This is a genomic window from Acinetobacter sp. CAU_H_56 (assembly GCF_058599425.1).
The window spans coordinates 1,226,546-1,252,288 of the sequence record NZ_CM178654.1; the positions used below are offsets into that span (position 1 = coordinate 1,226,546).

The window sequence follows — 25,743 nt, forward strand, 5'->3', positions numbered from 1 at the left end:
CATGGCTTTGGCACAGATCATTCAGGATGCTTGGAATACACAGGCAAAGTGGCTGGTTGTGCTGCGTCCTTTGTCATGGCTTTACCGTTTGGGTTTTGTCAGCAATCACTGGCTTTACCAAAAAGGGATCAAAAAAAGCTATACCGCACCTATTCCAGTAATGGTGATTGGGAATATTACCGTAGGCGGTAGTGGTAAAACACCTTTGCTGATTCATCTGGTGGATTACCTCACTGAAAAAGGCCTACGGATTGGTGTGATCAGCCGAGGTTATGGTGGTAAAGGTCCTTTTCCTGCTTATGTCGATTTAAATACCTTGCCTGAAGTGGTAGGTGATGAACCAGCCTTAATTGTCCAAGCGACTGGTGTGCCGATGGCTGTGGGGCCAAATCGCCAGAAGAGCATTGAGCTTCTGCTAGAAAAGCATAGACTGGATTTAATCATTTGTGATGACGGCTTGCAGCACTGGGCTTTAAATCATCAGATCGAATGGATTGTGCTGGACAATAACCGTGGTTTGGGTAACCAGAAACTTTTACCTGAAGGTTATCTGCGTGAACCCGTTACCCGGTTGGAAAAAGGTACCGTGATTGAACATGCAGCAAATCCAGTTTCGCCTTTGCATATGCATCTTGCAGCCTCTCAGCCCTATCTATTAAATCAACAAGATGTCATCAAAAGCTTTGATCCAACTGCGGCTTTTTATGCAGTAGTCGGCATCGGTTTTCCACAGCGTTTTTATCAAACGCTAGAATATCTGGGGCTGCAACAATTCCAGTGTCACGAATTTCCAGACCATCATGATTATGAAATTGAAGATCTGCAATTTGATGATAATAGCCCGATCATTACGACTGAAAAAGATGCAGTTAAAATTATGGCATTACTCAAACAGTATCCAGATTATCAGCGCGATATCTGGGTGGTGCCAGTCGATGCAGTCTTGTCACCTGCCTGTTATACAATATTGCAGCAGCAATTAGAGCAACAGGGTATTTCTATTTCCTAAGGTTTATTTACGATGAAACATATAGTTATTCCTGCACGCTTCTCCAGTTCACGTTTGCCGGGTAAACCTTTGCTGGAAATCCATGGTCGTCCAATGATTCTGCGTGTCGTGGATCAGGCTAAAAAAGTACAGGGCTTTGATGACCTGTGTGTGGCGACAGATGATGAACGTATTGCTGAAGTCTGCCGTACTGAAGGCGTGGATGTGGTCCTGACTTCAGCAGATCATCCCTCAGGTACGGATCGTTTGAGTGAAGTCGCTCGAATCAAGGGTTGGGCGAGTGATGACATTATCGTGAATGTGCAGGGTGATGAACCTTTATTGCCAGCCCAGTTAGTTAAACAGGTCGCGCAACTCTTAGAAGATCAACCGGCTTGTTCAATGTCTACTCTGTGTGAGCCAATTCATCATTTAGAGGAATTCAAGCGTGACAGCATTGTTAAGGTTGTGATGTCTAAGCACAATCAGGCATTGTATTTTAGTCGCGCTATGATTCCTTATGACCGTGATGGTGCCAAGCTGACTGAACAAAAACTGCATGATCGGGCTTATCGTCATTTGGGTTTATATGCTTACCGCGTGAAACTGCTACAGGAATATGTAACCTGGGAAATGGGTGTGCTGGAAAAACTGGAATCTTTAGAACAGTTACGTGTACTGGAAAATGGTCACCGTATTGCCATTGCTGTGGCAGAAGCCAATTTACCGCCAGGTGTTGATACGCAGGAAGATCTGGATCGCTTAAACCAGATGGATCCATCTTCTTTTGCTTAATTTGAGAATTCTCCATGCCGCTTGATGTCAATGCACAGATTTATCCATGGCAGCAACAGGTTTGGGATACGCTAACCGGGCGTTTTCCTAAGCTTGGGCATGGTTTGTTATTCTATGGAAAAAAAGGCTGTGGTAAAGAAGCCTTTGCCCAGCAGTTTCTGGCCTGGGTTTTATGCCTGAACCGTCAGCCTGATGGGCCATGCGGTGAGTGTGGTAGCTGTCAGTGGCTGAAAGCGGATACCCATCCGAATTACGTCTATATCAGTACTGATGAAGACAATAAAAAACAGAATGCCAAAATTAAAATTGAAAAAATCCGTGATCTTCTTCCTTTTGTACAGCAGACCGTTGATGGCTGGCGCGTCATTGTCATTGAACCCGCTGAAGCATTAAATATTGCCTCTTCTAATGCCTTGCTGAAAACTCTGGAAGAACCGGGTGAAAATATTGTCATTATTCTGCTTGCGGACCATTATCTGAAATTACCTGCAACTATCCGCAGTCGTTTACAGCATTTTGCCTTAGACCGGATTTCATCGGTGCAATTCAGTGAATATGTAGAGGCGCAGTTACCTGAAGCAGGTTCGAGCCAGCAGCAGTTATTGATGAATTTATCCAATCAGATGCCTTTGCAAGCGATTGAGGTTGCACAAAGTTCATGGCTGCCACTACGTCAGGAATTCATGGAAGACTGGAAAAAACTGGTCATTCAAAAAAATACGCCAATGGCAATTGCGACCAAATGGAATAAAAGCCTGAGTTTTGGTGAATTTGGTCAAATGTTTGAATACTTGTTGTCCGATTTAATTTGTGTCAAGCTAAATCAGGCCGTAAAAAACATTGATCTGGACTTTAGTGTATTGGCCGAACAATATTCATTGGAAACACTTTTTAAAATTTATGAGGATTTTCAGCGAGCCAAACAATACCTAGAGCAGAACGTACAAAGTAATCTGGTGCTCGATGAATTGTGTATCAAGCTGATGAATCTTTAGCTTAAGGGGAAAACAAGATGCAACCACGTATGGGCGGTATTATTCAGGCCAATATTCCGGATATTGAAACATTATTTGCCAGTTATATGCCATATGTTGTAGGTGGTGGACTTTTTATTCCTTCCAAGCAGCCAGTAAAATTAGGTGAAGAAGTTTTTGTTTTGACGACTTTACCTGAACAGACGCAGAAAATTCCATTAACCGGAAAAGTAATCTGGGTGTCTCAAAAGCAGAATGGCATCAAGCCACAAGGTTTTGGGATTCAGCTCACTGGTGAAAAAGGCGTTTTCTTCAAAAATGAAGCCGATCGTCTGGTTGCGGGTCTTAAATCTGATGGACGTAAAAGTTACACTATGTAGTTAATTTACCTTCGGTAGGAACTCATTGTGTTTGTAGATACTCATTGCCATTTAACCCTGCTTGATTTAACACCTTATAACGGTGATCTGGATCAGGCGCTCGCTCAGGCCCGTGAAGCAGGCGTATCCAAGTTTATGAGTATCTCGGTGGATCTGGATGATCATATCGAGCTGGCGAAAATCGCGGCCCGTCATCCTGATGTCGGTTATACCGTCGGTGTACATCCTTGCGAAGATGCTGCGACGATGGCGCGTGCGACCACTGAATATCTGGTTGAACTGGCACAGCCTGAAAAAGTCTGGGCACTGGGTGAAACGGGACTCGATTATTATCACAGCACCGATTTTATTGCCGAGCAAAAAGACTGTTTTGCCCGTCATATCCATGCCTCACAAATCGTGAAAAAACCTGTCGTCGTGCATACCCGTTCTGCCAAGCATGACACGGTTGATATTATCCGTGCAGAGAAATCTACCCATGGCATTTTGCACTGTTTTACCGAAGACTGGGAAACCGCTAAAGCTGTTTTAGACTGCGGTTATTATGTGTCTTTCTCAGGTATTGTTTCTTTTAAAAATGCCCAGGATTTGCGTGACGTTGCCAAACAGGTTCCACTTGATCGGGTTTTAATCGAAACGGATAGTCCTTACCTTGCTCCAATGCCATATCGTGGCAAATCTAATGAACCAAAATACGTTCCTTATGTAGCCAAAGCGCTTTGCGATGTATATGATAAGTCGCTAGAAGAAATGGCTTATATCACAAAGCAGAACTTTGAGAATCTTCTGAATTCAAAGTAAATAAAGTTAGATAAGAGTACAAGAGAGTTATAGGGTGAAGATGGATCGTCAGGCTCAGTTTCGAGCAAGAGAAACCTTGATTTTTCAAGTTGCAGAACAGTTACTGCTAGAAAATGGTGAAGCCGGGATGACCCTGGATGCACTGGCAGCAGAACTGGATCTGGCCAAAGGCACTCTTTATAAGCATTTTCAGAGCAAAGATGAATTGTACATGTTGCTGATTATTCGTAATGAGCGCATGTTGCTGGAAATGATTCAGGATAGTGACAAGGCTTTTCCTGAACATTTGGCTTTCTTTATGTTGCACCATCTGCATCACCCTGAACGTACTGTCCTGTTTCATCAGATTGAAGAACGTCTTTCGACAACAGGTGTTGGAATTCAGCATCTGTTTAGCGAACTTTATCAGGTGCGCAAACAGCGTTTACGCCTGATTATTCGTATGACGGAAAGCTATCTGGCTTCAATCAATAGCAGCATGTCGGTGCGTGATTATCTGGCCTCAATTTGGTCGATGACCCATGGTGCAGCTGCGATTCTGAACTCCAGTTTTTATCAGCGCTATCTCGGTTCACGCGATACCTTGCGCGTTGCCCTTATTGATCAAGCTTTAGCTTTACCGAAACAGGTCCATCCTGCCGAGCAGTTCGCCTAAGAGTTGCCTATGATCAGATCACATCACGCCTCCATTCGTGGATTCACTCTAATCGAAGTGATGGTGGTGATTGTGATTATGAGTATTATGGCGTCACTGGTCGTGCTCAATATTAGTGGGGTAGATCAGCGCAAGGCAATGCAGGCGCGGGAAGTCCTGTTACTGGATTTGCAAAGAATCTTGCGGGAATCCAATGATCAGTCTCGTATTCTTGCGCTTGATGTTCAGGCTGCCACTGATGTTTCACCATTTCGCTACGGGGTCGTGGAATATCGCGCCCTTAATCCAGCAGAACCCACTTTAAATCAGCAGAAATGGCAAAGCTATGCGGAGTTTAATCTGCGTAATTTGCCAGAGCAGGTCTCTTTCCGGATTCAGTCTTTAGAGCAGCGTTATAATAATGCCCAAAATCGGGATCTTACTGAAGCCAATGCACCCAAGCTGATCTGGTTAGGCAATGGTGAAGTTAAACCGGTCAGAATCCAGTTCTATCTGGAAGATCGTGTAGTGGGCAATCCGATTGAAATTGATCACTTGGGTAAAGTCCATGAAAGCTAGGGTTTTCAAGCAGAGTGCCGAAGCTGATGTAATCAAGCCGTTTAAGTCAAATGCTGATCGTGCGCAATCCGAGTATAGCTCTTCGTCTTGCGCAGCGGTGAAACAGCGTTTCACTCATCGCGGCTCCTCAAGCACAGCTTTCGGACTTTTTTGCGCGATAATGCCGCTCAGGTCGAGGATTACTCGACTTAATCGTGCCTCAGGATTTACCTTGCTGGAAGTGATGGTCGCGCTGGCGATCTTTGCCACAGCAGCCATGACCCTGACTAAAGTTGCTATGCAATATACCCAATCGACTTCGAATGCCATTTTGAGAACCCAAGCCCAGTTTGTTGCCTTGAATGAAGCGGCACTGATGGAAATTAATCAGCAGTGGCTTACTGGTACAGAATCTAAACAACTCACTCAACAGGGCGAAACCTGGCAAATTGATAAGCGCAGTGAACCCACTGTAAGTCCTAATGTACAACGCATTGAATTACAAGTGAGTCTGGTCAACACTGAAACCGGTCAGGCAGAAAATGGAATTAGCAGCTTGATGTTCTTTAATCACCGGATGAATGAAGCGCCATGAAGTCTAAGGGATTTACGCTGGTCGAACTACTGGTTGCTATTGCTATTTTCGCCGTACTCTCTGCTCTAGGCTGGAAAGTATTTGATTATATTGTACAAACCAAAGACCGTAATGCGGTGCATGAACAGCGCTTAAGTCAGTTGCAAGATACTTATCAGCAGATTTTGCGTGATACGGTGCAGGCGGTGCCTTTAACGGCCAATATTAATGGTGATATTCAGCCGGCACTGGTTTTGCAAAACGGGCGTTTTAACTTTAGTAAGACTGGAGTCACCGATCCTCTGGAAGAGGGGGTTTCTCCAGATGAGCGGGTTGAATATCAGTACCGGGCAGATGAACAAAAACTCTATCGCCTGAAATACCGGAATTTAAACCAGACCGGGCGTGATCAACCTGAATCCAGTGTGTTGTTGTCCGATGTTGAGCAGTTTCAGATCGTAGTACTTAATCCAAATGAAATGACCCAATGGCCAGACTCATCTTTTGATTTAAATCAGATTGAGCAAAAACAGCGTTTACCCAAAGGCATTAAAATTAACTTAATGGTTAATGGGGTCAGTTATGAGTGGATTTTCAGTTTATTGAATACAGATTTCCTGCTTGAAACCCAAAAGTTAACCTGACAAAGAATAATAAAATGCAGATGAACAAAGCAATGATGATCAAACAGCAGAAGGGGATTGCTCTGATTACCATTCTAGTGATGGTGGCACTTGCAACTATTTTGGCTGCGACTATTGCTAAACGTCAGGCCGCAACTGCTGAAAGTACCGCTTATTTAATGCGACAAAACCAGTCTTTGATGTATGCCAAAAGTGCTGAAGCGTTTTTTTCTGAATTGCTAGTTGATGACGCAGAGAATGCAGCGGAAGTTGATCATTTAAATGAAACCTGGGCGCAGCCAATGCCGGCTTTTCCAGTTGAAGATGGTTATGTCTCGGGAATACTGCAAGATGAGTCGGGTAAGTTTAATTTAAATAGCCTGATTACAGCTGAAGGCACGGTGAATGAAAATGCTAAAGCCTGGTTCGAGCTGATATTAAAACGTGCTGGATTGCCAGAGCAGTTGAGTGAAGCCGTGATCGACTGGCAGGATGAAGATGAAATACCAAGTGGCCCAATGGGTGCAGAATCTAATTATTATCAGGGCTTGCCGAATGGTTCCCTACCTCCGAATGCCAAATTTCACAACGTTGAAGAGCTGAAACTGGTACGAGGCTTTGAAGAAAACAAGTACAAACTAATCGCACCTTATCTCAGTGCTGCGCCTGTAGAAGACAGTACAGTCAATATTAATACCGCATCTGCATTTCTTTTGGCGAGCATGGATGAAAAGCTGGATGTGAATGCTGTGCAGCAATTGCTGGATCGCCGTCAGGCAAATCTGGAATATTTTTCCAATGTGGCTGATCTCTGGACACTAGAACCCTTTGCTCAGGTGGATGCAGCCAAACACAACCTGTTTAATAACCTGCTTGGGGTGCAATCCAATCACTTTAAAGCACGTATCGAAGTGATGCTGAGTGAACGTAAACGTCAGTTTAGTAGTGATCTAGTGCGGCAGGACAAAAAGGTTTATGTTGCCTATCGAAGCATGGCGCCTTTTTAAAATATCACCATTTTAGAATGCTCTCATTTCTTGAACTTGATTCGCGTAGCCTTAATCCCTTTTCCCTATCATGATGAACTGCAAAATTAATCCTCATAGGTATACTTTTGCTTTATAATTGAAATTAATTCACCTATTTTTTGACGACATTACGGCATATGTTAATTCGTAAGTTATTTAAGTTTGAAAATGCTCATATTGTGCGTAACTGCACCTCGGATCGCTGTAAACGTTCGATCCATGGTCACAGTTATAAAGTCGAGTTATTGCTGAAAGCGTCGAAGTTGGATCATGGCCAGATGGTATATGATTTTGGTCTGCTCAAAGGGGTGATTAAGGATTTCTTTGATTCTTTTGACCATGCGATCTGTTTCTGGCAAAAAGATGATCCTGAATATATTCAGGCATGTAAAAACTTTAGTGCACGCTGGGTATCTTTGCCGGTTTCGCCATCTGCAGAACAGTTTTCACGTATTTTCTTCTTTCTGGCTCAGCAGGTATTGGCATCTACCATTACTCAGAATGGTGAAGGGGATGTTGAAGTTTACTCTGTGATTGTCCATGAAACTGATACAGGCTATGCGCAAAGTTTCCTGGAAGATATCCAGAATGAACAGATGGGTCCACTTAGCCTGGAACAGATTGAATTCTCGGAGCAGGTGCGGGCAGAATGGACAGATCCAGAGATGTTTGCGAAACTGAAACAGGGTCTTCCATTTCATAATCCGGCTGTAGATATCCAAGTCCAGCCTTAAAAATTCGAATATAAACGCAGACTGACATAGATTTAGGATTGAAGCATGTCTTTAAATGAACAGCAAATTGCGAAACTGAATAAAGTTCAGTTAGATGACAGCTGGAAATATGGACTCAGTGAGTTTTTATTGAGTCCAAAAATGGATGCGTTAAAAACGTTTTTAATTGAAGAAAAAAAAGCAGACAAAGTGATTTATCCACCGAATCACCTGATTTTTAATGCTTTGAATACAACGCCATTAGACCGGGTCAAAGTGGTCATTATTGGTCAGGACCCTTATCATGGCCCGAATCAGGCGCATGGTTTAAGCTTCTCGGTGCAAAAAGGGGTTGCATTACCTCCATCTTTACGTAATATTTTTCATGAGTTACACAATGATTTAGGCGTAAAAATCCCTAAACATGGTGATTTAACTCATTGGGCGGAACAGGGTGTACTTCTGCTCAATGCTGTACTGACTGTAGAGGCAGCACAGCCAACTTCACATCAGAAACGTGGCTGGGAAGAATTCACAGATCACGTCATTGATGTATTGAATGAACAGCGTGAACATATCGTTTTTATTCTTTGGGGCGCATACGCACAGCGTAAAGGACAGCGCATTGATCAAAATAAACACCTGGTCTTAAAGGCGGCACATCCTTCGCCTTTGTCAGCAAACCGCGGTGGTTTTTTTGGTTGTAAAGTTTTTTCGAAAACGAATAATTATCTCAAACAACATGGCATTGAGCCTATAGATTGGCAGCTGGACGCATGACTTATTCTCCTGTAACTAAACCTTACCATCCGGACCTGATTGTTGAACAAGCCAATAATGGCTGGCGCATTGTTCGCCTGAATCGTCCAAAATCATTACACGCTTTAGATGAATCTCTGGTTTCAGCATTGCTAGAAGTCTTTCAGGACTTTCATACAGATGACAGCGTAAAAGCGATCTGGCTGGATTCAACTACCCCGAAAGCATTTTGTGCCGGTGGCGATGTACGTAAGCTGCGTCAGTTAGTAATTAATGATGAAGTGGCAACCGCTAATAAGTTTTTTGAACAGGAATATGCGCTAGATCTATTGTTGCATAACTATGCCAAGCCGGTATTGGTGTGGGGTGAAGGTTATGTTATGGGTGGTGGTTTAGGCCTGTTTATGGCGGCTCCATTCCGTTTGGTGACGCCGTATTCACGTCTGGCCATGCCTGAGATTAATATTGGTTTATATCCAGATGTGGGTGCGACCCGCTTCCTGGCAGACCGTGGAGCGATTGGCCTGTTTACAGGTTTAACGGGTTCCATTATGACTGCTGCGGGTGCTTACGGTATTGGCTGGGCGACTCATATCTGTGATGCACAGCGTGATTCAGTATTAGATAAGGTCGTAAATATAGACTGGGAACATTATCCAGCTGGGGATTTCCGTGCGATTGATGACACCTTGAACAGCATGCACCGTCCGGTAGGCCCGGGTCCTTTGCAAAACTCACTGGATGTAATCCACAGTGTATGTCGTGGCGTAAACTTCGAGCACGATTATGAATCGATTATTGGTTTAAGTGATGCGCGCAGTGACTGGTTGCGTCAGGCCAGCGAAAACCTGCAAAAAGGTTCACCTGCAACCGCTGCTCTAAGCTGGTTATTATGGCAATGGGGTAAACAGGTTCATTCATGGAATGAAATTTTTGAACTGGAAACCCAGATTTCAGATTGGAAAATCCGTCATCCTGACTTTGTTGAAGGTGTACGTGCACGACTGGTTGATAAAGATCTGTCTCCAGAATGGCAAAAGGGTAGTGATTTAAGTTTGAAAGGTATTCTGTCTCAGAATCCACCGGTAACCACCATTGAAAGCTGGAATGAGCTACTTAAACACTATGGTGTGATTTAAGCCGGAATGTCCGAAACACAATTTACCGATGAATATTGGATGCAGCTTGCTTATGAGCAGGCTGCACTTGCGGCTGAGCAGGGTGAAATTCCTGTAGGTGCTGTGATTGTCAGTCAAAATCAAGTTATTGGCCGTGGCTACAATGCGCCTATTTCTTTAAATGATCCGACTGCCCATGCTGAAATCGTAGCATTACGTGAAGCATGTCAGTACCTGCAAAACTACCGCCTGCCTGAAGATGCTGTTCTCTATGTAACATTAGAACCTTGCACTATGTGTGTAGGGGCGTTGGTGCATTCGCGTATTTCACGGGTGGTCTTTGGCACAACTGAGCCCAAAGCAGGTTCTTTGGTGAGTGCGCGCAAGCTTTTTGAGACAGGCTACTATAATCATGTATTTCCATTTGACTCGGGCTGTATGCAGCAGCAGTGTGCTGAACAGCTCAGTGCATTTTTTAAGTTGCGTCGTGAACAAAAACGCCAGCTGAAATTGCAAGAAAAATTACTGAATGCTCATAAATAAATCGAATCTAATTCGTTAAACTTTGCTCACTTTAAAATCATTTATTTTCAGGAAAAAGAAAAATGAAAAATGCGATTCAGGTAAAAAAAGAATTCCCAGCAGCGATTGATAAGGTTTTTGAATTGCTGTCTAAACACGATGCTTATAATGTGGCTTTTGCACCAATGCAGGTGGAACGAATCAAGGATTCGGCAGACCCTGAGCGCCCAGATGGTGTGGGTTCTGTGCGTAGCATGGGTTTAGGTCCAGTCAAGCCGCTAAAAGAGCAAATTACCTTGCTAGAGCCGAACTCCCGTATTGAATACAAGATCGTAAAGAATCCTTTGATTAAACATCATTTGGGTATTATTGAGTTTGAAGCATTGGACGATAACAAAAGTCTGGTGACTTATACGATAGAATTGCAGGCACGTCTTCCATTTGTCAGTAAATTAATTCTTGCACAGCTCAAGACAGGGATTAAACTAGGCCTCGCAAAACTTGCAAAATCTGTATAAATAACGGGAAAGTAATGACAGTTCAAATTATTACCATTGATGGTCCAAGCGGATCTGGCAAAGGCACACTGGCTGCAAAACTGGCAGCACATTACCAGTTTCATTTACTGGATTCAGGGGCTTTGTATCGTTTGTTAGGACTGTCATTGCATCACCATAATTTACTCGATGAACTGGATACTAAACTGGCTGAATGCGTACAAATTGCAACAAATTTGGACATCCGATTTGTCAGTACTGAATCAGGTGTTCAAGTATGGCTGAATGGTGAAGATGTCTCCCAAACTATCCGTACTGAACGGGTCGGTGAGTATGCTTCAAAAGTTGCTGCAATTCCTGAACTTAGAACCGCTTTGGTGGCCCGTCAGCATGCTTTTGCTCAAGCTCCTGGTCTGGTGGCAGATGGCCGCGATATGGCAACCAGTATCTTTCCAGAGGCACAGGCCAAGATTTATTTGACAGCTTCGGCTGAATCCCGTGCGCAAAGACGTGTAAAGCAGTTGCAGGGTATGGGGCTGGATGTTAAAATAAACGACATTTTAGCTAATATCGAAGCGCGGGATAAACGAGATATGGAACGCACTGTCGCTCCGCTCAAACCTGCTGCTGATGCGTACATTATCGATAGTTCAGATTTGAATATCGATGAAGTATTCAAGCTGATGACTACGTATGTGGATCAGCAATTAGCTCAATAACCCTATTATTTCAGCAGACGCATAGCTTGATCAGTTTTATATGGACTATGTAGATGCTTAATTAAACCGGCCTTGTCTGATCCAAGACCGCTGACTTTATCGGATATATCATGACCGAATCTTTTGCAGCCCTCTTTGAAGAAAGCGAATTAAACCTCAACGTTGAAAAGGGTGCAGTCATCCAAGGCGTTGTAGTAAGCATCGACTCTGATTGGGTAACTGTTGACACTGGCCTTAAATCTGAAGGCGTTGTTGACCGTGCTGAGTTCTTAAATGAACAGCGCGAACTTGAAGTTCAAGTTGGCGACACTGTAGACGTAGTTGTTGAAGCACTTGACAACGGTATGGGTCAAACAGTTCTTTCTCGCGAAAAAGCTAAACGCGCTGAGACTTGGACTAAACTTGAAAAAATCTTTGAAGACGGCGAAATCGTTACTGGTGTTATCTCTGGTAAAGTTAAAGGCGGTTTCACTGTTGACATCGGTCCAGTTCGTGCGTTCCTTCCAGGTTCTTTAGTTGATACTCGTCCTATCCGTGATACTACTCACTTGGAAGGTAAAGAGTTAGAATTCAAAGTAATCAAACTTGACGCTAAACGTAACAACGTTGTTGTTTCACGTCGTGCTGTTATGGAAGCTGAATCTTCAGCTGACCGTGAAGCGCTTCTTGCTCAGCTTGAAGAAGGTCAAACAGTTACTGGTACTATCAAAAACCTTACTGACTACGGTGCATTCGTTGACCTTGGCGGTATCGATGGTCTTCTTCATATCACTGATATGGCTTGGAAACGCATCAAGCACCCTTCAGAAGTTGTTGAAGTGGGTCAAGAAGTTACTGTTAAAGTACTTAAATTCGACCGCGAACGTAACCGCGTATCTTTAGGCCTTAAACAATTAGGCGAAGATCCATGGTTAGCGATCATGAGCCGTTACCCTAAAGGTTCTATCGTTAAAGCTCGCGTAACTAACCTGACTGACTACGGCTGTTTCGCAGAAATCGCTGAAGGCGTTGAAGGCTTAGTACACGTTTCAGAAATGGACCACACTAACAAAAACATCCACCCATCTAAAGTAGTTCAGATCGGTGACGAAGTTGATGTTATGGTTCTTGAAGTAGACGAAGAGCGTCGTCGTATTTCTCTTGGTATCAAACAAACTCGTGCTAACCCATGGGAAGAGTTTGCTAAGAACCACGACAAAGGTGAAAAAGTTTCAGGTACTATCAAGTCAATCACTGACTTCGGTATCTTCATCGGTTTACCAGGCGGTATCGATGGTCTAGTTCACTTGTCTGACATCTCTTGGAACGAACAAGGCGAAGAAGCGATTCGTCGTTACAAGAAAGGTGACACTGTTGAAGCAGTTATCCTGTCTGTAGATGCTGAAGGCAACCGTATCAGCCTTGGTATCAAACAATTGAACAGCGATCCGTTCAACGATTTCTTAGCTGCTAACGAACGCGGTGCGCTTGTTAAAGGTACTGTAACTGCAGTTGACGCTAAAGGCGCTACTGTTAAGTTAGCTGATGAAGTTGAAGCAACTCTTAAAGCATCTGAAATCAACCGCGACCGCGTTGAAGATGCAACTAAATTCCTTGAAGTTGGTCAAGAAGTTGAAGCTAAGATTATCAATGTAGATCGTAAATCTCGCTCTATCAACTTGTCTATCAAAGCGAAAGACGAAGCTGAAGAGAAAGAAGCTGTTGCGAATCTGAAAACAGCTGCTGCTGGTCAAGACAATGGTCCTAAAACTATTGGTGACTTGATCAAAGCGCAAATGAATCACTAAGAGTAGATGGTGAATTGTATTGTTAATGTAAGTTAAGTAATACTTTTTACACAAATACTGTAAACGGTAGCGTAGTATTTAATTATTGCGCTACCGTTTTGTATTTAAACAGGTTATTATCGGAAAATAGATCCCGAGTAGCTTGATAATTAAAGAGGTCGCAGATGACTACTGAAGCACTTAATAAGTCTGACTTAATAGAGCGCATCGCGCTAAAGAATCCGCATTTGGCTGAACCTTTAGTGGAAGAAGCAGTTAAAATTATGATTGATCAAATGATTGAAGCTTTATCATCTGATAACCGTATTGAGATTCGCGGGTTTGGCAGCTTTGCATTGCATCATCGTGAGCCTCGTGTGGGTCGTAATCCTAAAACTGGTAAATCTGTTGAAGTTGCAGCAAAAGCTGTTCCACACTTTAAGCCAGGTAAAGCACTTCGTGATGCAGTAAACGAATCTGCAAACAAATAAACAAGATATTTACGGGGTGTTCATGCGTTACGTTCTGGTCATTCTTTTATTGCTCGTCTTTGGCTATTCATTAGCTTTGGTGTTGCAAAACGGTACTGAGGTCTCAGTGGACTTGTTATTTACTCAAGTTCCTGCAATGCGCTTAGGGTTATTGCTCCTTTTGACTCTTTCCTTAGGAATAGTGGTTGGCTTGTTACTCGGTGTGCAGGTTTTCCGCGTTTTTCAGAGCAATTGGGAAATTAAGCGACTACGTAAAGATATTGAGCATCTACGTAAGGAACAGTTGAATACTGCAAAGATGATGGCAGCAGAAGCGGCGGCTCATACACGACATGAGAAAACAGTATTAGATATTAATTCTAATGACAGGCCATCGGCACCGCTTTAAACGAAAATGAGAAGTCGAAGTAATCTATCGAATTTTTACTTCGCCTGTTTTGATTAAACGCCTTTTAGCTTAGCTTCTAAGGCGTTTTTTATTGCTAAATTATATTTAGAAGAAATATATAAAAATTATATAAATAAATGACTTAATTTGAATCAAAAAATCATTTTTGCGAAAATATTCTTGGTTGTTATAGGGCTAATCCGTATAATGGTTTAATTTTGTCAATTTGAAGGGTCTTCTCATGAGTATCATCGTTGCACTGGATGCTAAAAGTCAATTTGATGCCTTAACGATTGCAGAGCAGCTCGATCCTGCCTTATGCCGAGTAAAGGTGGGCAAAGAGTTATTTACTCATGAAGGTCCTATCATTGTAAAAGCACTTCAGGACAAAGGTTTTGACGTGTTTCTAGATCTGAAGTTCCATGATATTCCGAATACCACTGCACAAGCGGTATGTGCCGCGGCAGACTTGGGGGTGTGGATGGTCAATGTCCACGCTTCAGGTGGTCGTAAAATGATGGAGACCTGCGTTGAGCGTTTAAAAGCAGGTAACTATAATACTCAACTCATTGCGGTAACTGTGCTGACTTCAATGGGACGTGAAGACCTGAAAGATATTGGCTTGGATATCGAGCCTAATGAACATGTAAAACGTCTGGCTCAACTGACTAAAGACAGTGGCCTAGATGGGGTGGTCTGTTCCGCACAAGAAGCGAAAATGCTGCGTGAAACTATTGGACAAGACTTTGCACTAGTCACTCCTGGGATCCGCCCTGAAGGTTCAAATGCAGACGATCAAAAACGTATTGTGACACCAAAACAGGCAATGCTGGATGGATCAACACATCTGGTGATTGGTCGACCAATTACAAAGTCGGAAAATCCTCGTCAAACCTTAAAAGATATTCTGGCAACATTGTAATTTCTACTACCCGATAAAAAGCCTTTCATATGAAAGGCTTTTTTTATACATTGAGAAAAGCTGTATAAAAATAAAAAGGAATTTCAAATGAGAATAATAAAGACACCAGAACAAAAAATGCTAGAACAAAGGCTGGAGATGGAAAAAATAGCAGATCAATTCGAACAGCAGGAAAAATACAAACAACAGGCACAGTCGGGTTCATGGGACTGGATGTCAGGCCTTGATAGCATAGATATTGTAGAACTCGCTTCAGAAATGATGGAGACAGTAGGGGATTCATTGAGTAGGGTTGATTTGAATTTTTAATATTCCTCAGTTTATTTTTATTTCTAATTAAACCCCCTAAATCCCCCTTTATGAAAGGGGGACTTCTCCTCCCTTTTTAAAAGGGAGGTCGGGAGGGATTTTTAAATTACCGCCAACACACTTACCGCTACTGGCGCCAATACAGATAAAATAAAACCGCTCACCATGGCATGTGGAATAAAATCATTGCCACAGGCCTGTTTGACCATGGGTAAAGTCACATCCATCGCAGTCGCACCTGCAGCAGAAATTGCTGATCTTGGGTAACGCCAGCCGGCACAATACATCAGTAAAATCGCAAAAATTTCCCGAAACAGGTCATTCATCAGGGCAATACTGCCGAGTTCCGCATTTCTTAGTTCTGTAACGACAACACCCGACATTGAATAAAAACCATAACCTTGTGACAGCATAATCAGGTCTTTTAAATGAATATCCGGATTCCAGAAAGAATAGGCAATTGCTGCCACGCATGAACCAGCAATACAACCTGTTGGGACCAGCAGGATTTTCCAGTTCAACCATGAGCGATCAAGTGGTGAGTAGGCAAGATCCAGTCCAATCAGAAACATAAAGACCAGTAATAAATGCCAGGTGCTGATCTGAACAGAAAGACCCATTTGAGTGAAACTATAATGCAGCAAGTACCCAGCAGCTAAGGCGAAGAATGCATAACTGATATTAATCAGTGATTTAATCACTAGCTCAGTGGAGACTCGTCCAGAAGAAGGTTGAAAATCTGCCCATTTAAATAGCAGATAACAACAGCTAAATGCCCCAATAGAGGTGAGAAAAGCAATTGTAATAGAGGTATTTAGAATCTGGGCAGGGTGAGGTAATTCCGTCAGAAGCCCAGAAAACTCAAAAGCAATAGCGACCAGTAAGATATAACTAAAATATGGTAGAACCTTAAAGCATATTTTCGTGAGTGAAGCAGGAAGCCGTTTTGCAAAAACAAAACCAAGCGCTAAACAGACCAGAAGCTGGGATACTAACCAAAGCGATTGCATAATAAAAAAGTATGATAAATCAGTCTTTATTATGCCATCGCTAGCCCTATGAATGTGAAGGGCTTTTAACTGGCTTTATTTAAAAAATAATAATCTGCTGTATTAAGGGTTTTGGTTTTGAGCCAGTATTTCCAGGTATAAGTGGGCCACAAGGCAAAATTTTTCCCGCCTTCCTGCTGATACCAGCTAACGCAGCCAGATTGCCAGACCGTATTGTCCAGCATATGTTGGACATCCTGGTTGAATTTTTCCTGTACCTGATCTTTGACCACAATCGCATCACTATGTGATTGATCCACTAGGGCGATCATTTGCAGGATATAACTTACTTGGGCTTCAATCATAAAAAGCACTGAGTTATGTGCCAGCACAGTATTCGGTCCTAATAGCTGAAACAGATTCGGAAAACCTTTAACACAGATCCCATAATAGCTTTCGGCACCATCTTTCCAGACATCATTCAAGTGAATGCCATTCAGGCCAGTGCAATCGAAATTTTTCAGATAAATTCTTGGATCGGTAATAAATCCGGTACCGTAGATCAGGCAGTCGATCGAACGTTCTTTACCATCTACAGTAATAATACTGTTTTCGGTCACTTCACGAATACCTTCAGTCACCAGTTCCACATTTTTACGGTTAAAGGTAGGGAAATATTGGTTAGACACCAGAATCCGTTTGCAGCCCATGATGTAATCTGGGGTCAATTTCTTGGCAGTTTCCTTGTCCTTGACCTGATAGCGAATATAAGCTTCAGCCAGTTTCTGGGCATATTTCATAACAGCTGGTTTAACGATAGGCACCACACGCGATTCATTAGACCAGTACAGCCGAATACGGTGTAACTTGCGGAACCATTCATATTTGGAAAACAGCTTTTTTTCCAGGTCATGATATAGGCGTTCATCTCGTGGAATGACCCAAGCCGCAGTACGCTGCAAGACATAGAGCTGTTTGCATTCGGGTGCAATTTCAGGGATATATTGAATTGCACTGCCACCAGTCCCAATCGATGCGACATTTTTCCCCTTGAGATCATAATGATGATCCCAGTGAGAAGAGTGAAAGATTTTACCCTTAAATTTTTCAATGCCCGCAATATGGGGAATTTGAGGAACATGTAAAGGGCCAGAGGCAAATACTACAAACTGAGCTTCCAGAATGCTTTGATCATGCAGATGGATCTGCCATAAGCATCGGTCTTGCTGATAATGAATCCCGAGTACTTCAGTATTGAGCCGAGCAAAAGCCCGAAGATTATAATCACTGACTAAATCTTGAATATAGCTGAAAATTTCTGGTGCTTCGGCATAGCGTTTTGACCAGTCAGTTTTGGGTGCAAAGGAAAGGGAATACATATGTGATTGCACATCACAGGCCGCTCCAGGATACTGATTATCGCGCCAGGTTCCACCAAAATCGCTATCTTTTTCTAAAATAATAAAATCATGGATACCTTGCTGCTGTAAACGTATTGCCATCGCTATCCCGCCAAAACCGGCACCGATAATGGCCACTTTGGTATAAGGATGATTATGGGTAAGGCGTGTATTGTCCAGCATCTTTGCATTCCTTGCTTATTTTAATAATGGATAATTATCTTGATTTATTAACTAGCTATTAGATATAAAATTGATCTAAACGGCAATAGCCGATTGCTTATTTTTATAGTACAACTAGAGCTATCACATTGTATTTGTATGGTTATGAAACGTTCTGTTCTCAGTCTGATGTATCTGATCCAGGGCATGCGCAAGGCTGGCATAGAGGTCGATCAAAAACTGCAAAATATCGGCTTGCGTGTTGATGCGCTTGATCCGACTTCAATTATTCACCCAAGCGTGGAATATGATGTGCTCAAAGTAGTGGGGCAGGATATCCAGCCAGAACAGGGTTTATTGATCGGCCAGCATTATGCATTGGCAGGTTATGGGCCTTTGCTGATGTTACTGGTGACCAGTCCAACCGTACGGGATGCAATGCATCAGGTAATTCGTTTTCAGCAATTGACGCATCTTACCGGTCAGTTGGGACTAGAGCAAAGTGAGTACCGCAGTGCGCTTTGCTATTATCCCAAGAAAACGGAAGATCATCTGGGAATGCTGGTCGCGCAAGCTGAGATTTCAGGTACATTCAAGTTCATTCGCGATATTTACAAGATGATGGGCCTGTCCAAGCCTGACCTGCAGATTGAACTGCCTTTCGCCGCACCGGAACAACCTGCTACCCAGAAAATCTATCATGATTATTATGGAACACAGGTACAGTTTGGTGCTGCAAGAGCTGCATTCTGGTTTGATGAGGCTATTTTGGATATCCGGATTCCTTCAGCAGATGCGGAGACCTTTGCAGTCTATGAAGCAAAGTGTCTGGCTGAACTGGAACGTCTGGCGGAAGATGCTGATGTCCCGACTGTGGTACAGCGAGTACAGGATTATCTTGAGCTGCAAACCGGTTTGATGCCGAGTATGGCTGAAACGGCTCAGGCTCTGAATATTCCAGAACGTACTTTACGCCATCAATTACAGCAGTTCGATACCAGTTATAAACAGATTCGCGAAGAGATTATTAAAGATAAAGCTTTGCGACTCATTGAATATAAACAGTATTCGATTGAAATGATTGCAGAGTTATTGGGTTATTCCGAACCGGCTGCTTTTAACCATGCCTTTAAGCGCTGGTTTGGGCAAAGTCCTCGGCAATATATAAAATAGCCTAAGTTAGTTAATGCCAAAGTGTTATAGTGTGCGTTCTAAACTCCGCTATAATTAAACAGATCCTGAATAGTACGAAACCTATGTCCGATTTTAATTCACAGCACAGCACCGCTTTTAGTCCGATCTCTCCTGCAGAACGTTATGCACAGGCTTTGTCTTCAGGACAGTTTATGCCTGATGATGCACAGGCCATGGCAGTACATGAGCTGAATCGTACCTGGCTGGAATTAATTCAGCGTTTTAAAGCTTCTAAGAAGGCCTTTCGCCGTTTCCGTCGTCAGACTTCGCCAAAAGGTGTATACATGTGGGGTGGAGTAGGTCGTGGAAAGACCTGGCTCATGGATCAGTTTTATGAGTCGATTCCATTTCGCCGTAAAACCCGTATGCACTTTCACCACTTTATGCAGCATGTGCATCGTGAGTTAAACAAGCTTTCAGGCCAGCGCAATCCGCTGGATCTGGTAGCGGATCAGATTTATAAAGATGCTGTGGTGATCTGTTTTGATGAATTCTTTGTATCTAACGTGACAGATGCCATGATTCTGAGTGATCTGTTCCAGAAGCTGTTTGAACGTGGCATTACGCTAGTAGCGACTTCGAATATTGCACCGGATGGTTTATATAAAAACGGGATTCATCGTGACCGTTTTTTACCAACCATTGAAATGGTTAAGAAAAACTGTGTCATTCTGAATGTAGATGCCGGTGTGGATTACCGTTTACGTGTCTTAAAGCAGGCGCAGTTATTCAAGTATCCATTAACGCACGACAATAAAAACTGGTTGGCACATCGCTATACTGCACTGACTCAAACCCAAACCTCCTCTCAAGAGCCAATTATCATCAATAACCGTATTGTTGAAACTGTGGCACATACTGAAGATGTCTTGTGGTGTGAGTTCTCTGAACTGTGTCTAAAACCGCGTAGTCCAGCTGACTTTATTGAAATTGCGAATATTTACAATACAGTATTGGTCAGTAATGTGCCGCATTTAACCGATTTTCTGAATGATGCCACACGCCGTTTCATTTATCTGGTTGATGAATTTTATGACCGTGGAGTCAAATTATTGCTGACTTCAGAAGATAATATCGTTGATCTTTATAAAGGTGAGCGACTGGCTTTTGAAATTGAACGGACCCGTTCACGTTTGCTAGAGATGCAGTCAGATGAATATCTGCATTCTGAACATCGCCAGATCGAGAAAATAGCTTCAAGCGAGCCTGAATAAATACAACAAGCGCTGGTCATGACCGGCGCTTTTTTATGCATTTCATTGCGTCAAAGATCGACAAGCTCAGCCAAACATGGCTTAATCTTGATCTAAATATGACCTTGTATAAAAAGAACGGACAACTTTTATTCAAAAATCTGAACTTAAGTCTAATTTCTACATTTCAAAAACTTTATACACTGTCATGAGGGTATTTAGCAGGATGATATTGCATCGTGTGAGACATCATTTAATAAGGATATGAGGGTATTCTTATTGGAAAAATGCTCATTATTTTGCGGTGTGATAGTACTATTCAGCTAGATTTTAATCGGTATACTAGAATCTCTTGTATAAAAAGTAGCAATATCAGGAAAGACAATGACTGCACGTATTCAAAAAGGCAAGTTAGCGATTGCTAAAGAACTTTACGATTTTATCGAAAATGAAGCACTACCAGGTTCTGGTTTGGACAGCGAAACATACTGGAAGAACTTTGAACAAGTCGTTGTTGATCTTAGCCCTAAAAACAAAGCACTTTTGGCTAAGCGTGATGATATTCAAGCTAAAATTGATGAATGGCATCGCAATAACACATTTGAATTACAAGCTTACAAAGCTTTCTTGACTGAAATTGGCTACTTATTACCAGAAGTAGAAGATTTCCAGATCAGCACTGAAAATGTAGACGAAGAGATTGCACTATTGGCTGGCCCACAGCTGGTAGTTCCAGTACGTAATGCACGTTACTGCCTGAACGCAGCGAATGCACGCTGGGGTTCTTTATACGACGCTTTATACGGCTTCGACGTGATCTCTGAAGAAGATGGTGCTGAAAAAGGTAAAGGCTATAACCCGAAACGTGGTGAAAAAGTTATCGCATTCGCGAAAAACTTCTTAAATGAAACATTCCCGCTGGCACAAGGTTCACATGCTGATGCAACCAAATATGCAGTTGAAGGTAATGCACTGGTTGTAACGCTGAAAGACGGCTCTACCACAACTGTTGCAGATAGCTCTAAATTCGTTGGTTACAATGGCGAAGCTTCTGCACCAACTGAAATCGTACTGAAAAATAACGGCCTGCACGCGATCATCCAGATTGATGCAAACAGCCCAATTGGACAGACAGATGCAGCAGGTGTAAAAGACGTTGTGCTTGAAGCGGCTGTAACAACGATTCAGGACTTGGAAGACTCTGTTGCAGCAGTTGATGCTGAAGAAAAAGTCGAAGGCTACCGTAACTGGTTAGGCTTGATGAAAGGTACGCTTGAAGAGTCTATCGAAAAAAATGGCAAGACCATTACCCGTAAACTCAATGCTGACCGCACCTTCAAAAATGTTGAAGGTGGTGAGACCAAGGTTCATGGCCGTTCATTGATGCTGCTTCGTAACGTTGGTCACTTGATGACAAATCCGGCGATCCTTGTAGATGGCGAAGAGATTTACGAAGGCATCATGGATGCATTGGTAACTCCATTGCTTTCTGTAGCTGATATCCGTGGTGAGAACACGATCAAGAACTCACGCAAAGGTTCGATGTACATCGTTAAGCCAAAAATGCACGGTCCAGAAGAAGTTGCATTTGCGGTTGAGCTGTTTGAACGTGCTGAACAAGCGCTTGGCTTACCTGAGAAAACCCTGAAAATCGGTATCATGGATGAAGAGCGTCGTACTTCGGTTAATCTGAAAAACTGTATTGCTCAGGCGAAAGACCGTACCATCTTCATTAACACCGGTTTCATGGATCGTACAGGTGATGAAATCCATACCTTCATGGAAGCAGGTCCGTTCGTTCGTAAAGGCGAAATCAAAGGCCAAAAATGGTTCCCAGCTTACGAAAACCGCAACGTGATGGTAGGTCTGCAAACAGGTCTACGTGGTAAAGCACAGATCGGTAAAGGCATGTGGCCAAAACCAGACATGCTGTTAGACATGTACAAAACCAAGACTGAACATCCAGAAGCAGGTGCAAGCTGTGCATGGGTTCCATCTCCAACAGGTGCAGTGATTCACGCAATTCACTACCACCAAATTAACGTGGCAAACCGTCAGCAAGAATTGCTTGCAACTGAAGCATTGCCTTTAGATGATCTGTTAACACCACCTCTTGCGACTGATACAAACTGGTCTGAAGAAGAGAAACTGAAAGAACTAGAAAATAACTGTCAAGGTATCTTGGGTTATGTTGTTCGTTGGGTTGATCTGGGTGTAGGTTGTTCTAAAGTTCCAGACATCAATGATGTGGGCTTGATGGAAGACCGTGCAACTTTACGTATTTCTTCTCAGCACGTTGCAAACTGGTTACGTCACGGGATCGTAACGCGTGAACAGGTTGAAGAAGTAATGCAACGCATGGCGAAAATCGTGGATGAGCAAAATGCCAATGATCCACTGTACAAGCCAATGGCTGCTGACTTTGACAATAGCATTGCATTCCAGGCTGCTTCTGACCTGATCTTCAAAGGTGGTGAACAGCCATCAGGTTATACAGAGCCGCTTCTACATGCAGCGCGTTTAAAGCTTAAAGGTTATACAGGTGACTAATCCTGTAACTTGAAAAAAAAGCCTCTTCGGGGGCTTTTTTTTATTGCTCTAAAATAAGATCTAAGGTTAAAAATGTATTTTTGGAATGTAAACTAACTGACTGAACACCTAAAACAGAGTAAGGTTAAGGGAGAAAACTTTAATAATAATTATCTGTTAAACAGTAGCTTTATATTTGCAAATCGCTATTCCTATGAGTGTTTACAGCTCCTCATGCTGGGTAGTTGTAGATCTTTGGATAGTGTATTTAAGACTCAGTTTAATTCACAATTTTTAATTTCTAAGAATCGTATTTTGGCTGATGTACTGGAAGATTTAAACTGCGATAAAAGAGAATCATGCATCAGTAAGTTCCACTTACTTATAAAGCTAAAGATAAAAGCGTAACAATTCGTCGCTGTCACTTCCATCCTGAAATGGCTCTGCTAAAGTAAAAGCAAATCAATAAATTGCAGGGAAGAACAGCATGGCATATCAAAATTTGGATCAGCAGTTTATTGCGGGTCAGTGGCAACCCGGCCGTTCCCAGAAAATGATTCAGAATTTGAATCCCTACACCCAGGATACGATCTTTACTTTGCAGGCGGCCAGTACTGCAGATGTTGATGCGGCTTATGCGGCAGCTGATAAAGCCTTTCAGCAGGGTGCTATTAAATCAGTAGAGTTAAGACAGCAAATCCTGCAAAAACTACAACATGTGATTCAGGTACGCCAAGATGAAATTATTGACTGGTTAATTCTTGAGTCTGGAAGTACCCGTTTTAAAGCGGGTCTGGAAGTTGGCGCTGCTTTATCCATTATTCAGGAAAGTCAGAAATTTCCGGAGCAGATCAAGACTGAACAGCTGGAGAGCAAAGATCCCCAACGTAAAAGTCTAGTACTGCGTAAACCCTTGGGTGTGATTGGTGTCATTAGCCCATGGAATTTTCCATTTCATTTATCCATGCGTTCGGTAGCAACAGCGATTGCCTGTGGAAATAGTGTGGTACTCAAGCCAGCAAGTGATACGCCAGTGACAGGTGGAACCTTATTAGGAAAGCTGTTTGAAGAAGCTGGCTTACCTGCAGGTGTGCTCAATGTGGTATCAGGTGCAGGCAGTGAAATTGGTGACTATTTTGTCGAACATCCGATTCCAAAAATGATCTCATTCACGGGTTCTACAGAAGTCGGACAGAATGTAGGAAGCAAAGCCTTAGCCAGCCCTCGAATTAAACGTCTGGCGCTGGAACTGGGCGGAAATGCGCCACTGGTGATTCTGGATGATGCTGATCTTGATCTGGCAGTAGAACTGACAATCATGGGGCGCTTTATGCATCAGGGGCAAATCTGTATGAGCACCAATCGGGTCATTGTCGATGCGTCTATTCATGATGCCTATGTGGAAAAACTTTTAGAGCGAGTGAAAACTGTTGCTGTGGGTGATCCAAATCTAGAAGAGACCATCATTGGGCCGATCATCAATCAAAGTCAGATCAAAAAACATCAGCAGATTATTCAAAGTGCAAAAGAGCAGGGTGCAGAGCTGGTATACGAAGGGGGGATAGAAGGTAATCTGGTCTATCCACATATCTTTACTGGGGTAGCACCTGAATCTCCACTGGCTCAGGAAGAAAGTTTTGGACCGATTCTGCCAGTACTGAAAGCTCGTGATGAAGCACATGCCTTAAAGCTGGCCAATGATACCCGTTTTGGCTTATCCAGTGCGGTTTGTACCTCGAATATTGAACGTGGTATCAGTTTTACAGAACAGCTGGATATCGGTATGACTCATATCAATGGTATTAGTGTGGCAGATCAGGCTAATGCTCCGTTTGGGGGAGAGAAAAACTCTGGGCTTGGGCGTTTTAATGGACGCTGGATTTTTGAGGAATTCACCCGTACTCACTGGCTGACTGTACCCAGTGAATAATATTAAATGATAGAAACTTATCCATAATCCATACAGGTTTAAGCTTGGCATCAAGCTATAATCAGAACATCAAGTGATCTGTCTGATTTAAGCATGTGTGCCAACTTTAAGCCTTTAACTTCACAGCAAATACATGATCTGGGCTTGCCGGAAATTCCCTTTGAATATCCGGAAGAAGTCTATCCGAATTATGCTACCCCCTTGTTATTTCAATCTGATCAAGGTCTGGAATGGCGCTCGGTTAACTTTGGCTTTATTCCCAAATGGGCAGAGGATAAAACGATTGGGACAAAAACCTACAATGCCAGAAATGAAACTTTGCTGCAAAAACCAACCTTTGCAGAAGCGACAGTCAAATGCAAGTTTGGGGTGATTCCCGTCTCGGAATTTTATGAGTCAAAGTATTTTGATAATAAACCACAGCGCTGGGGCGTCAGACGCAAGGATGGAAAAGCGACCTTTATTGCGGCACTCTATGAAATTGCACGGGTGCAGGATGAAATTGTACGTTCGGCCAGTATGATTACGATGGATGCAATAGACCATCCCATGATGAAAGAGTTTCATGAGCCGGGAAATATTAAACGTTCAGTCATTGTGATTCCGCATGAACGTTTACATGAATGGCTGAATCTCACACAACCAGATATTCGCAGCTTTGTACAGGGATTTCCAGTAGAGGAGTTCGAATGTTCACATGTACCAAAAGAAAGAATCAAAAAAGCCAGTCCACAGCTGAACTTTTTTGATTCCTAAAACCTAGAAAGCAATGGCGGATCGTTAATTA

General features: G+C 42.8%; 28 protein-coding genes. 26 read left to right on the forward strand and 2 right to left on the reverse strand.

What is annotated here, in order from left to right:
- The first annotated feature begins 1 nt into the window (after window position 1).
- From lpxK to AC4MCC_RS06095, 21 genes are all read left to right on the forward strand, one after another.
- Window positions 2-1,009, forward strand: coding sequence for a tetraacyldisaccharide 4'-kinase (gene lpxK, locus AC4MCC_RS05995; RefSeq protein WP_419374603.1), 1,008 nt, complete (start codon window positions 2-4; stop codon window positions 1,007-1,009).
- A 12-nt stretch (window positions 1,010-1,021) separates the two neighbouring features.
- Entirely contained in the window at window positions 1,022-1,783 is a 762-nt protein-coding gene (gene kdsB / locus AC4MCC_RS06000; RefSeq protein ID WP_419374604.1) for a 3-deoxy-manno-octulosonate cytidylyltransferase, read from the forward strand.
- Between the two features lie 14 nt (window positions 1,784-1,797).
- The gene (locus AC4MCC_RS06005; RefSeq protein ID WP_419374605.1) at window positions 1,798-2,778 is read left to right on the forward strand and encodes a DNA polymerase III delta subunit-related protein; all 981 of its coding nucleotides are present in this window, start codon (window positions 1,798-1,800) and stop codon (window positions 2,776-2,778) included.
- A 17-nt stretch (window positions 2,779-2,795) separates the two neighbouring features.
- Window positions 2,796-3,137, forward strand: a complete 342-nt coding sequence (locus AC4MCC_RS06010; protein ID WP_004784000.1) for a PilZ domain-containing protein — start codon at window positions 2,796-2,798, stop codon at window positions 3,135-3,137.
- 27 nt (window positions 3,138-3,164) lie between these two features.
- Window positions 3,165-3,938, forward strand: a complete 774-nt coding sequence (locus tag AC4MCC_RS06015) for a TatD family hydrolase (protein ID WP_004783999.1) — start codon at window positions 3,165-3,167, stop codon at window positions 3,936-3,938.
- A gap of 40 nt (window positions 3,939-3,978) precedes the next feature.
- Entirely contained in the window at window positions 3,979-4,593 is a 615-nt protein-coding gene (locus AC4MCC_RS06020; protein WP_419364926.1) for a TetR/AcrR family transcriptional regulator, read from the forward strand.
- Between the two features lie 9 nt (window positions 4,594-4,602).
- Window positions 4,603-5,151, forward strand: a complete 549-nt coding sequence (locus AC4MCC_RS06025) for a type II secretion system protein (protein ID WP_125279026.1) — start codon at window positions 4,603-4,605, stop codon at window positions 5,149-5,151.
- Window positions 5,141-5,725, forward strand: coding sequence for a type II secretion system minor pseudopilin GspI (gspI, locus tag AC4MCC_RS06030; protein WP_180014261.1), 585 nt, complete (start codon window positions 5,141-5,143; stop codon window positions 5,723-5,725). The genes AC4MCC_RS06025 and gspI overlap by 11 nt, the downstream gene beginning before the upstream one ends.
- Window positions 5,722-6,348, forward strand: a complete 627-nt coding sequence (gene gspJ / locus AC4MCC_RS06035) for a type II secretion system minor pseudopilin GspJ (protein WP_419364920.1) — start codon at window positions 5,722-5,724, stop codon at window positions 6,346-6,348. The genes gspI and gspJ overlap by 4 nt, the downstream gene beginning before the upstream one ends.
- Window positions 6,349-6,362: 14 nt before the next feature.
- Window positions 6,363-7,334, forward strand: a complete 972-nt coding sequence (gene gspK / locus AC4MCC_RS06040) for a type II secretion system minor pseudopilin GspK (RefSeq protein WP_419374606.1) — start codon at window positions 6,363-6,365, stop codon at window positions 7,332-7,334.
- Window positions 7,335-7,492: 158 nt separating this feature from the next.
- The gene (locus AC4MCC_RS06045) at window positions 7,493-8,089 is read left to right on the forward strand and encodes a 6-pyruvoyl trahydropterin synthase family protein (RefSeq protein WP_419374607.1); all 597 of its coding nucleotides are present in this window, start codon (window positions 7,493-7,495) and stop codon (window positions 8,087-8,089) included.
- 45 nt (window positions 8,090-8,134) lie between these two features.
- Window positions 8,135-8,848, forward strand: coding sequence for a uracil-DNA glycosylase (ung, locus tag AC4MCC_RS06050; protein WP_004783992.1), 714 nt, complete (start codon window positions 8,135-8,137; stop codon window positions 8,846-8,848).
- On the forward strand, window positions 8,845-9,966 hold the full coding sequence (locus AC4MCC_RS06055) for an enoyl-CoA hydratase/isomerase family protein (RefSeq protein ID WP_180179580.1): 1,122 nt from the start codon (window positions 8,845-8,847) through the stop codon (window positions 9,964-9,966). Before ung ends, AC4MCC_RS06055 begins: the two co-directional genes overlap by 4 nt.
- Window positions 9,967-9,972: 6 nt before the next feature.
- Window positions 9,973-10,488: a tRNA adenosine(34) deaminase TadA gene (gene tadA / locus AC4MCC_RS06060; protein WP_419364913.1), complete on the forward strand. Its 516-nt coding sequence runs from the start codon at window positions 9,973-9,975 to the stop codon at window positions 10,486-10,488.
- A gap of 62 nt (window positions 10,489-10,550) precedes the next feature.
- A complete protein-coding gene (locus AC4MCC_RS06065) occupies window positions 10,551-10,985 on the forward strand; it encodes an SRPBCC family protein (RefSeq protein ID WP_004783989.1) in 435 nt (144 codons plus the stop codon).
- A 14-nt stretch (window positions 10,986-10,999) separates the two neighbouring features.
- Window positions 11,000-11,683: a (d)CMP kinase gene (gene cmk / locus AC4MCC_RS06070; RefSeq protein WP_166139451.1), complete on the forward strand. Its 684-nt coding sequence runs from the start codon at window positions 11,000-11,002 to the stop codon at window positions 11,681-11,683.
- A gap of 110 nt (window positions 11,684-11,793) precedes the next feature.
- Entirely contained in the window at window positions 11,794-13,470 is a 1,677-nt protein-coding gene (rpsA, locus tag AC4MCC_RS06075) for a 30S ribosomal protein S1 (RefSeq protein ID WP_004783987.1), read from the forward strand.
- 164 nt (window positions 13,471-13,634) lie between these two features.
- Window positions 13,635-13,940, forward strand: coding sequence for an integration host factor subunit beta (locus AC4MCC_RS06080; RefSeq protein WP_005097312.1), 306 nt, complete (start codon window positions 13,635-13,637; stop codon window positions 13,938-13,940).
- A gap of 22 nt (window positions 13,941-13,962) precedes the next feature.
- Entirely contained in the window at window positions 13,963-14,328 is a 366-nt protein-coding gene (locus AC4MCC_RS06085; protein WP_005236124.1) for a lipopolysaccharide assembly protein LapA domain-containing protein, read from the forward strand.
- Between the two features lie 241 nt (window positions 14,329-14,569).
- Entirely contained in the window at window positions 14,570-15,250 is a 681-nt protein-coding gene (gene pyrF, locus AC4MCC_RS06090) for an orotidine-5'-phosphate decarboxylase (RefSeq protein WP_419374608.1), read from the forward strand.
- A gap of 87 nt (window positions 15,251-15,337) precedes the next feature.
- A complete protein-coding gene (locus tag AC4MCC_RS06095) occupies window positions 15,338-15,559 on the forward strand; it encodes a hypothetical protein (RefSeq protein WP_005236122.1) in 222 nt (73 codons plus the stop codon).
- A 101-nt stretch (window positions 15,560-15,660) separates the two neighbouring features.
- On the opposite strand, the gene AC4MCC_RS06100 is transcribed toward AC4MCC_RS06095, so the two are convergent.
- Window positions 15,661-16,569: a LysO family transporter gene (locus AC4MCC_RS06100; RefSeq protein WP_419374609.1), complete on the reverse strand. Its 909-nt coding sequence runs from the start codon at window positions 16,567-16,569 to the stop codon at window positions 15,661-15,663.
- A gap of 65 nt (window positions 16,570-16,634) precedes the next feature.
- Window positions 16,635-18,131, reverse strand: coding sequence for a flavin-containing monooxygenase (locus AC4MCC_RS06105; protein WP_491885790.1), 1,497 nt, complete (start codon window positions 18,129-18,131; stop codon window positions 16,635-16,637).
- A gap of 144 nt (window positions 18,132-18,275) precedes the next feature.
- Here AC4MCC_RS06105 and AC4MCC_RS06110 point away from each other — a divergent pair, with 144 nt between their 5' ends.
- From AC4MCC_RS06110 to AC4MCC_RS06130, 5 genes are all read left to right on the forward strand, one after another.
- Window positions 18,276-19,283 carry an AraC family transcriptional regulator gene (locus AC4MCC_RS06110; RefSeq protein ID WP_312209421.1) on the forward strand — a complete coding sequence of 336 codons (1,008 nt, stop codon included), beginning with the start codon at window positions 18,276-18,278 and terminating at the stop codon, window positions 19,281-19,283.
- Window positions 19,284-19,366: 83 nt separating this feature from the next.
- Window positions 19,367-20,518: a cell division protein ZapE gene (gene zapE / locus AC4MCC_RS06115; RefSeq protein ID WP_166135048.1), complete on the forward strand. Its 1,152-nt coding sequence runs from the start codon at window positions 19,367-19,369 to the stop codon at window positions 20,516-20,518.
- A gap of 363 nt (window positions 20,519-20,881) precedes the next feature.
- The gene (locus tag AC4MCC_RS06120) at window positions 20,882-23,047 is read left to right on the forward strand and encodes a malate synthase G (protein ID WP_419364902.1); all 2,166 of its coding nucleotides are present in this window, start codon (window positions 20,882-20,884) and stop codon (window positions 23,045-23,047) included.
- Window positions 23,048-23,513: 466 nt separating this feature from the next.
- Entirely contained in the window at window positions 23,514-24,956 is a 1,443-nt protein-coding gene (locus tag AC4MCC_RS06125) for an aldehyde dehydrogenase family protein (RefSeq protein ID WP_419364900.1), read from the forward strand.
- Between the two features lie 93 nt (window positions 24,957-25,049).
- Window positions 25,050-25,712 (forward strand): SOS response-associated peptidase family protein, encoded by a 663-nt coding sequence (locus AC4MCC_RS06130; RefSeq protein ID WP_159124314.1) that lies wholly within the window; start codon window positions 25,050-25,052, stop codon window positions 25,710-25,712.
- Window positions 25,713-25,743 lie beyond the last annotated feature (31 nt).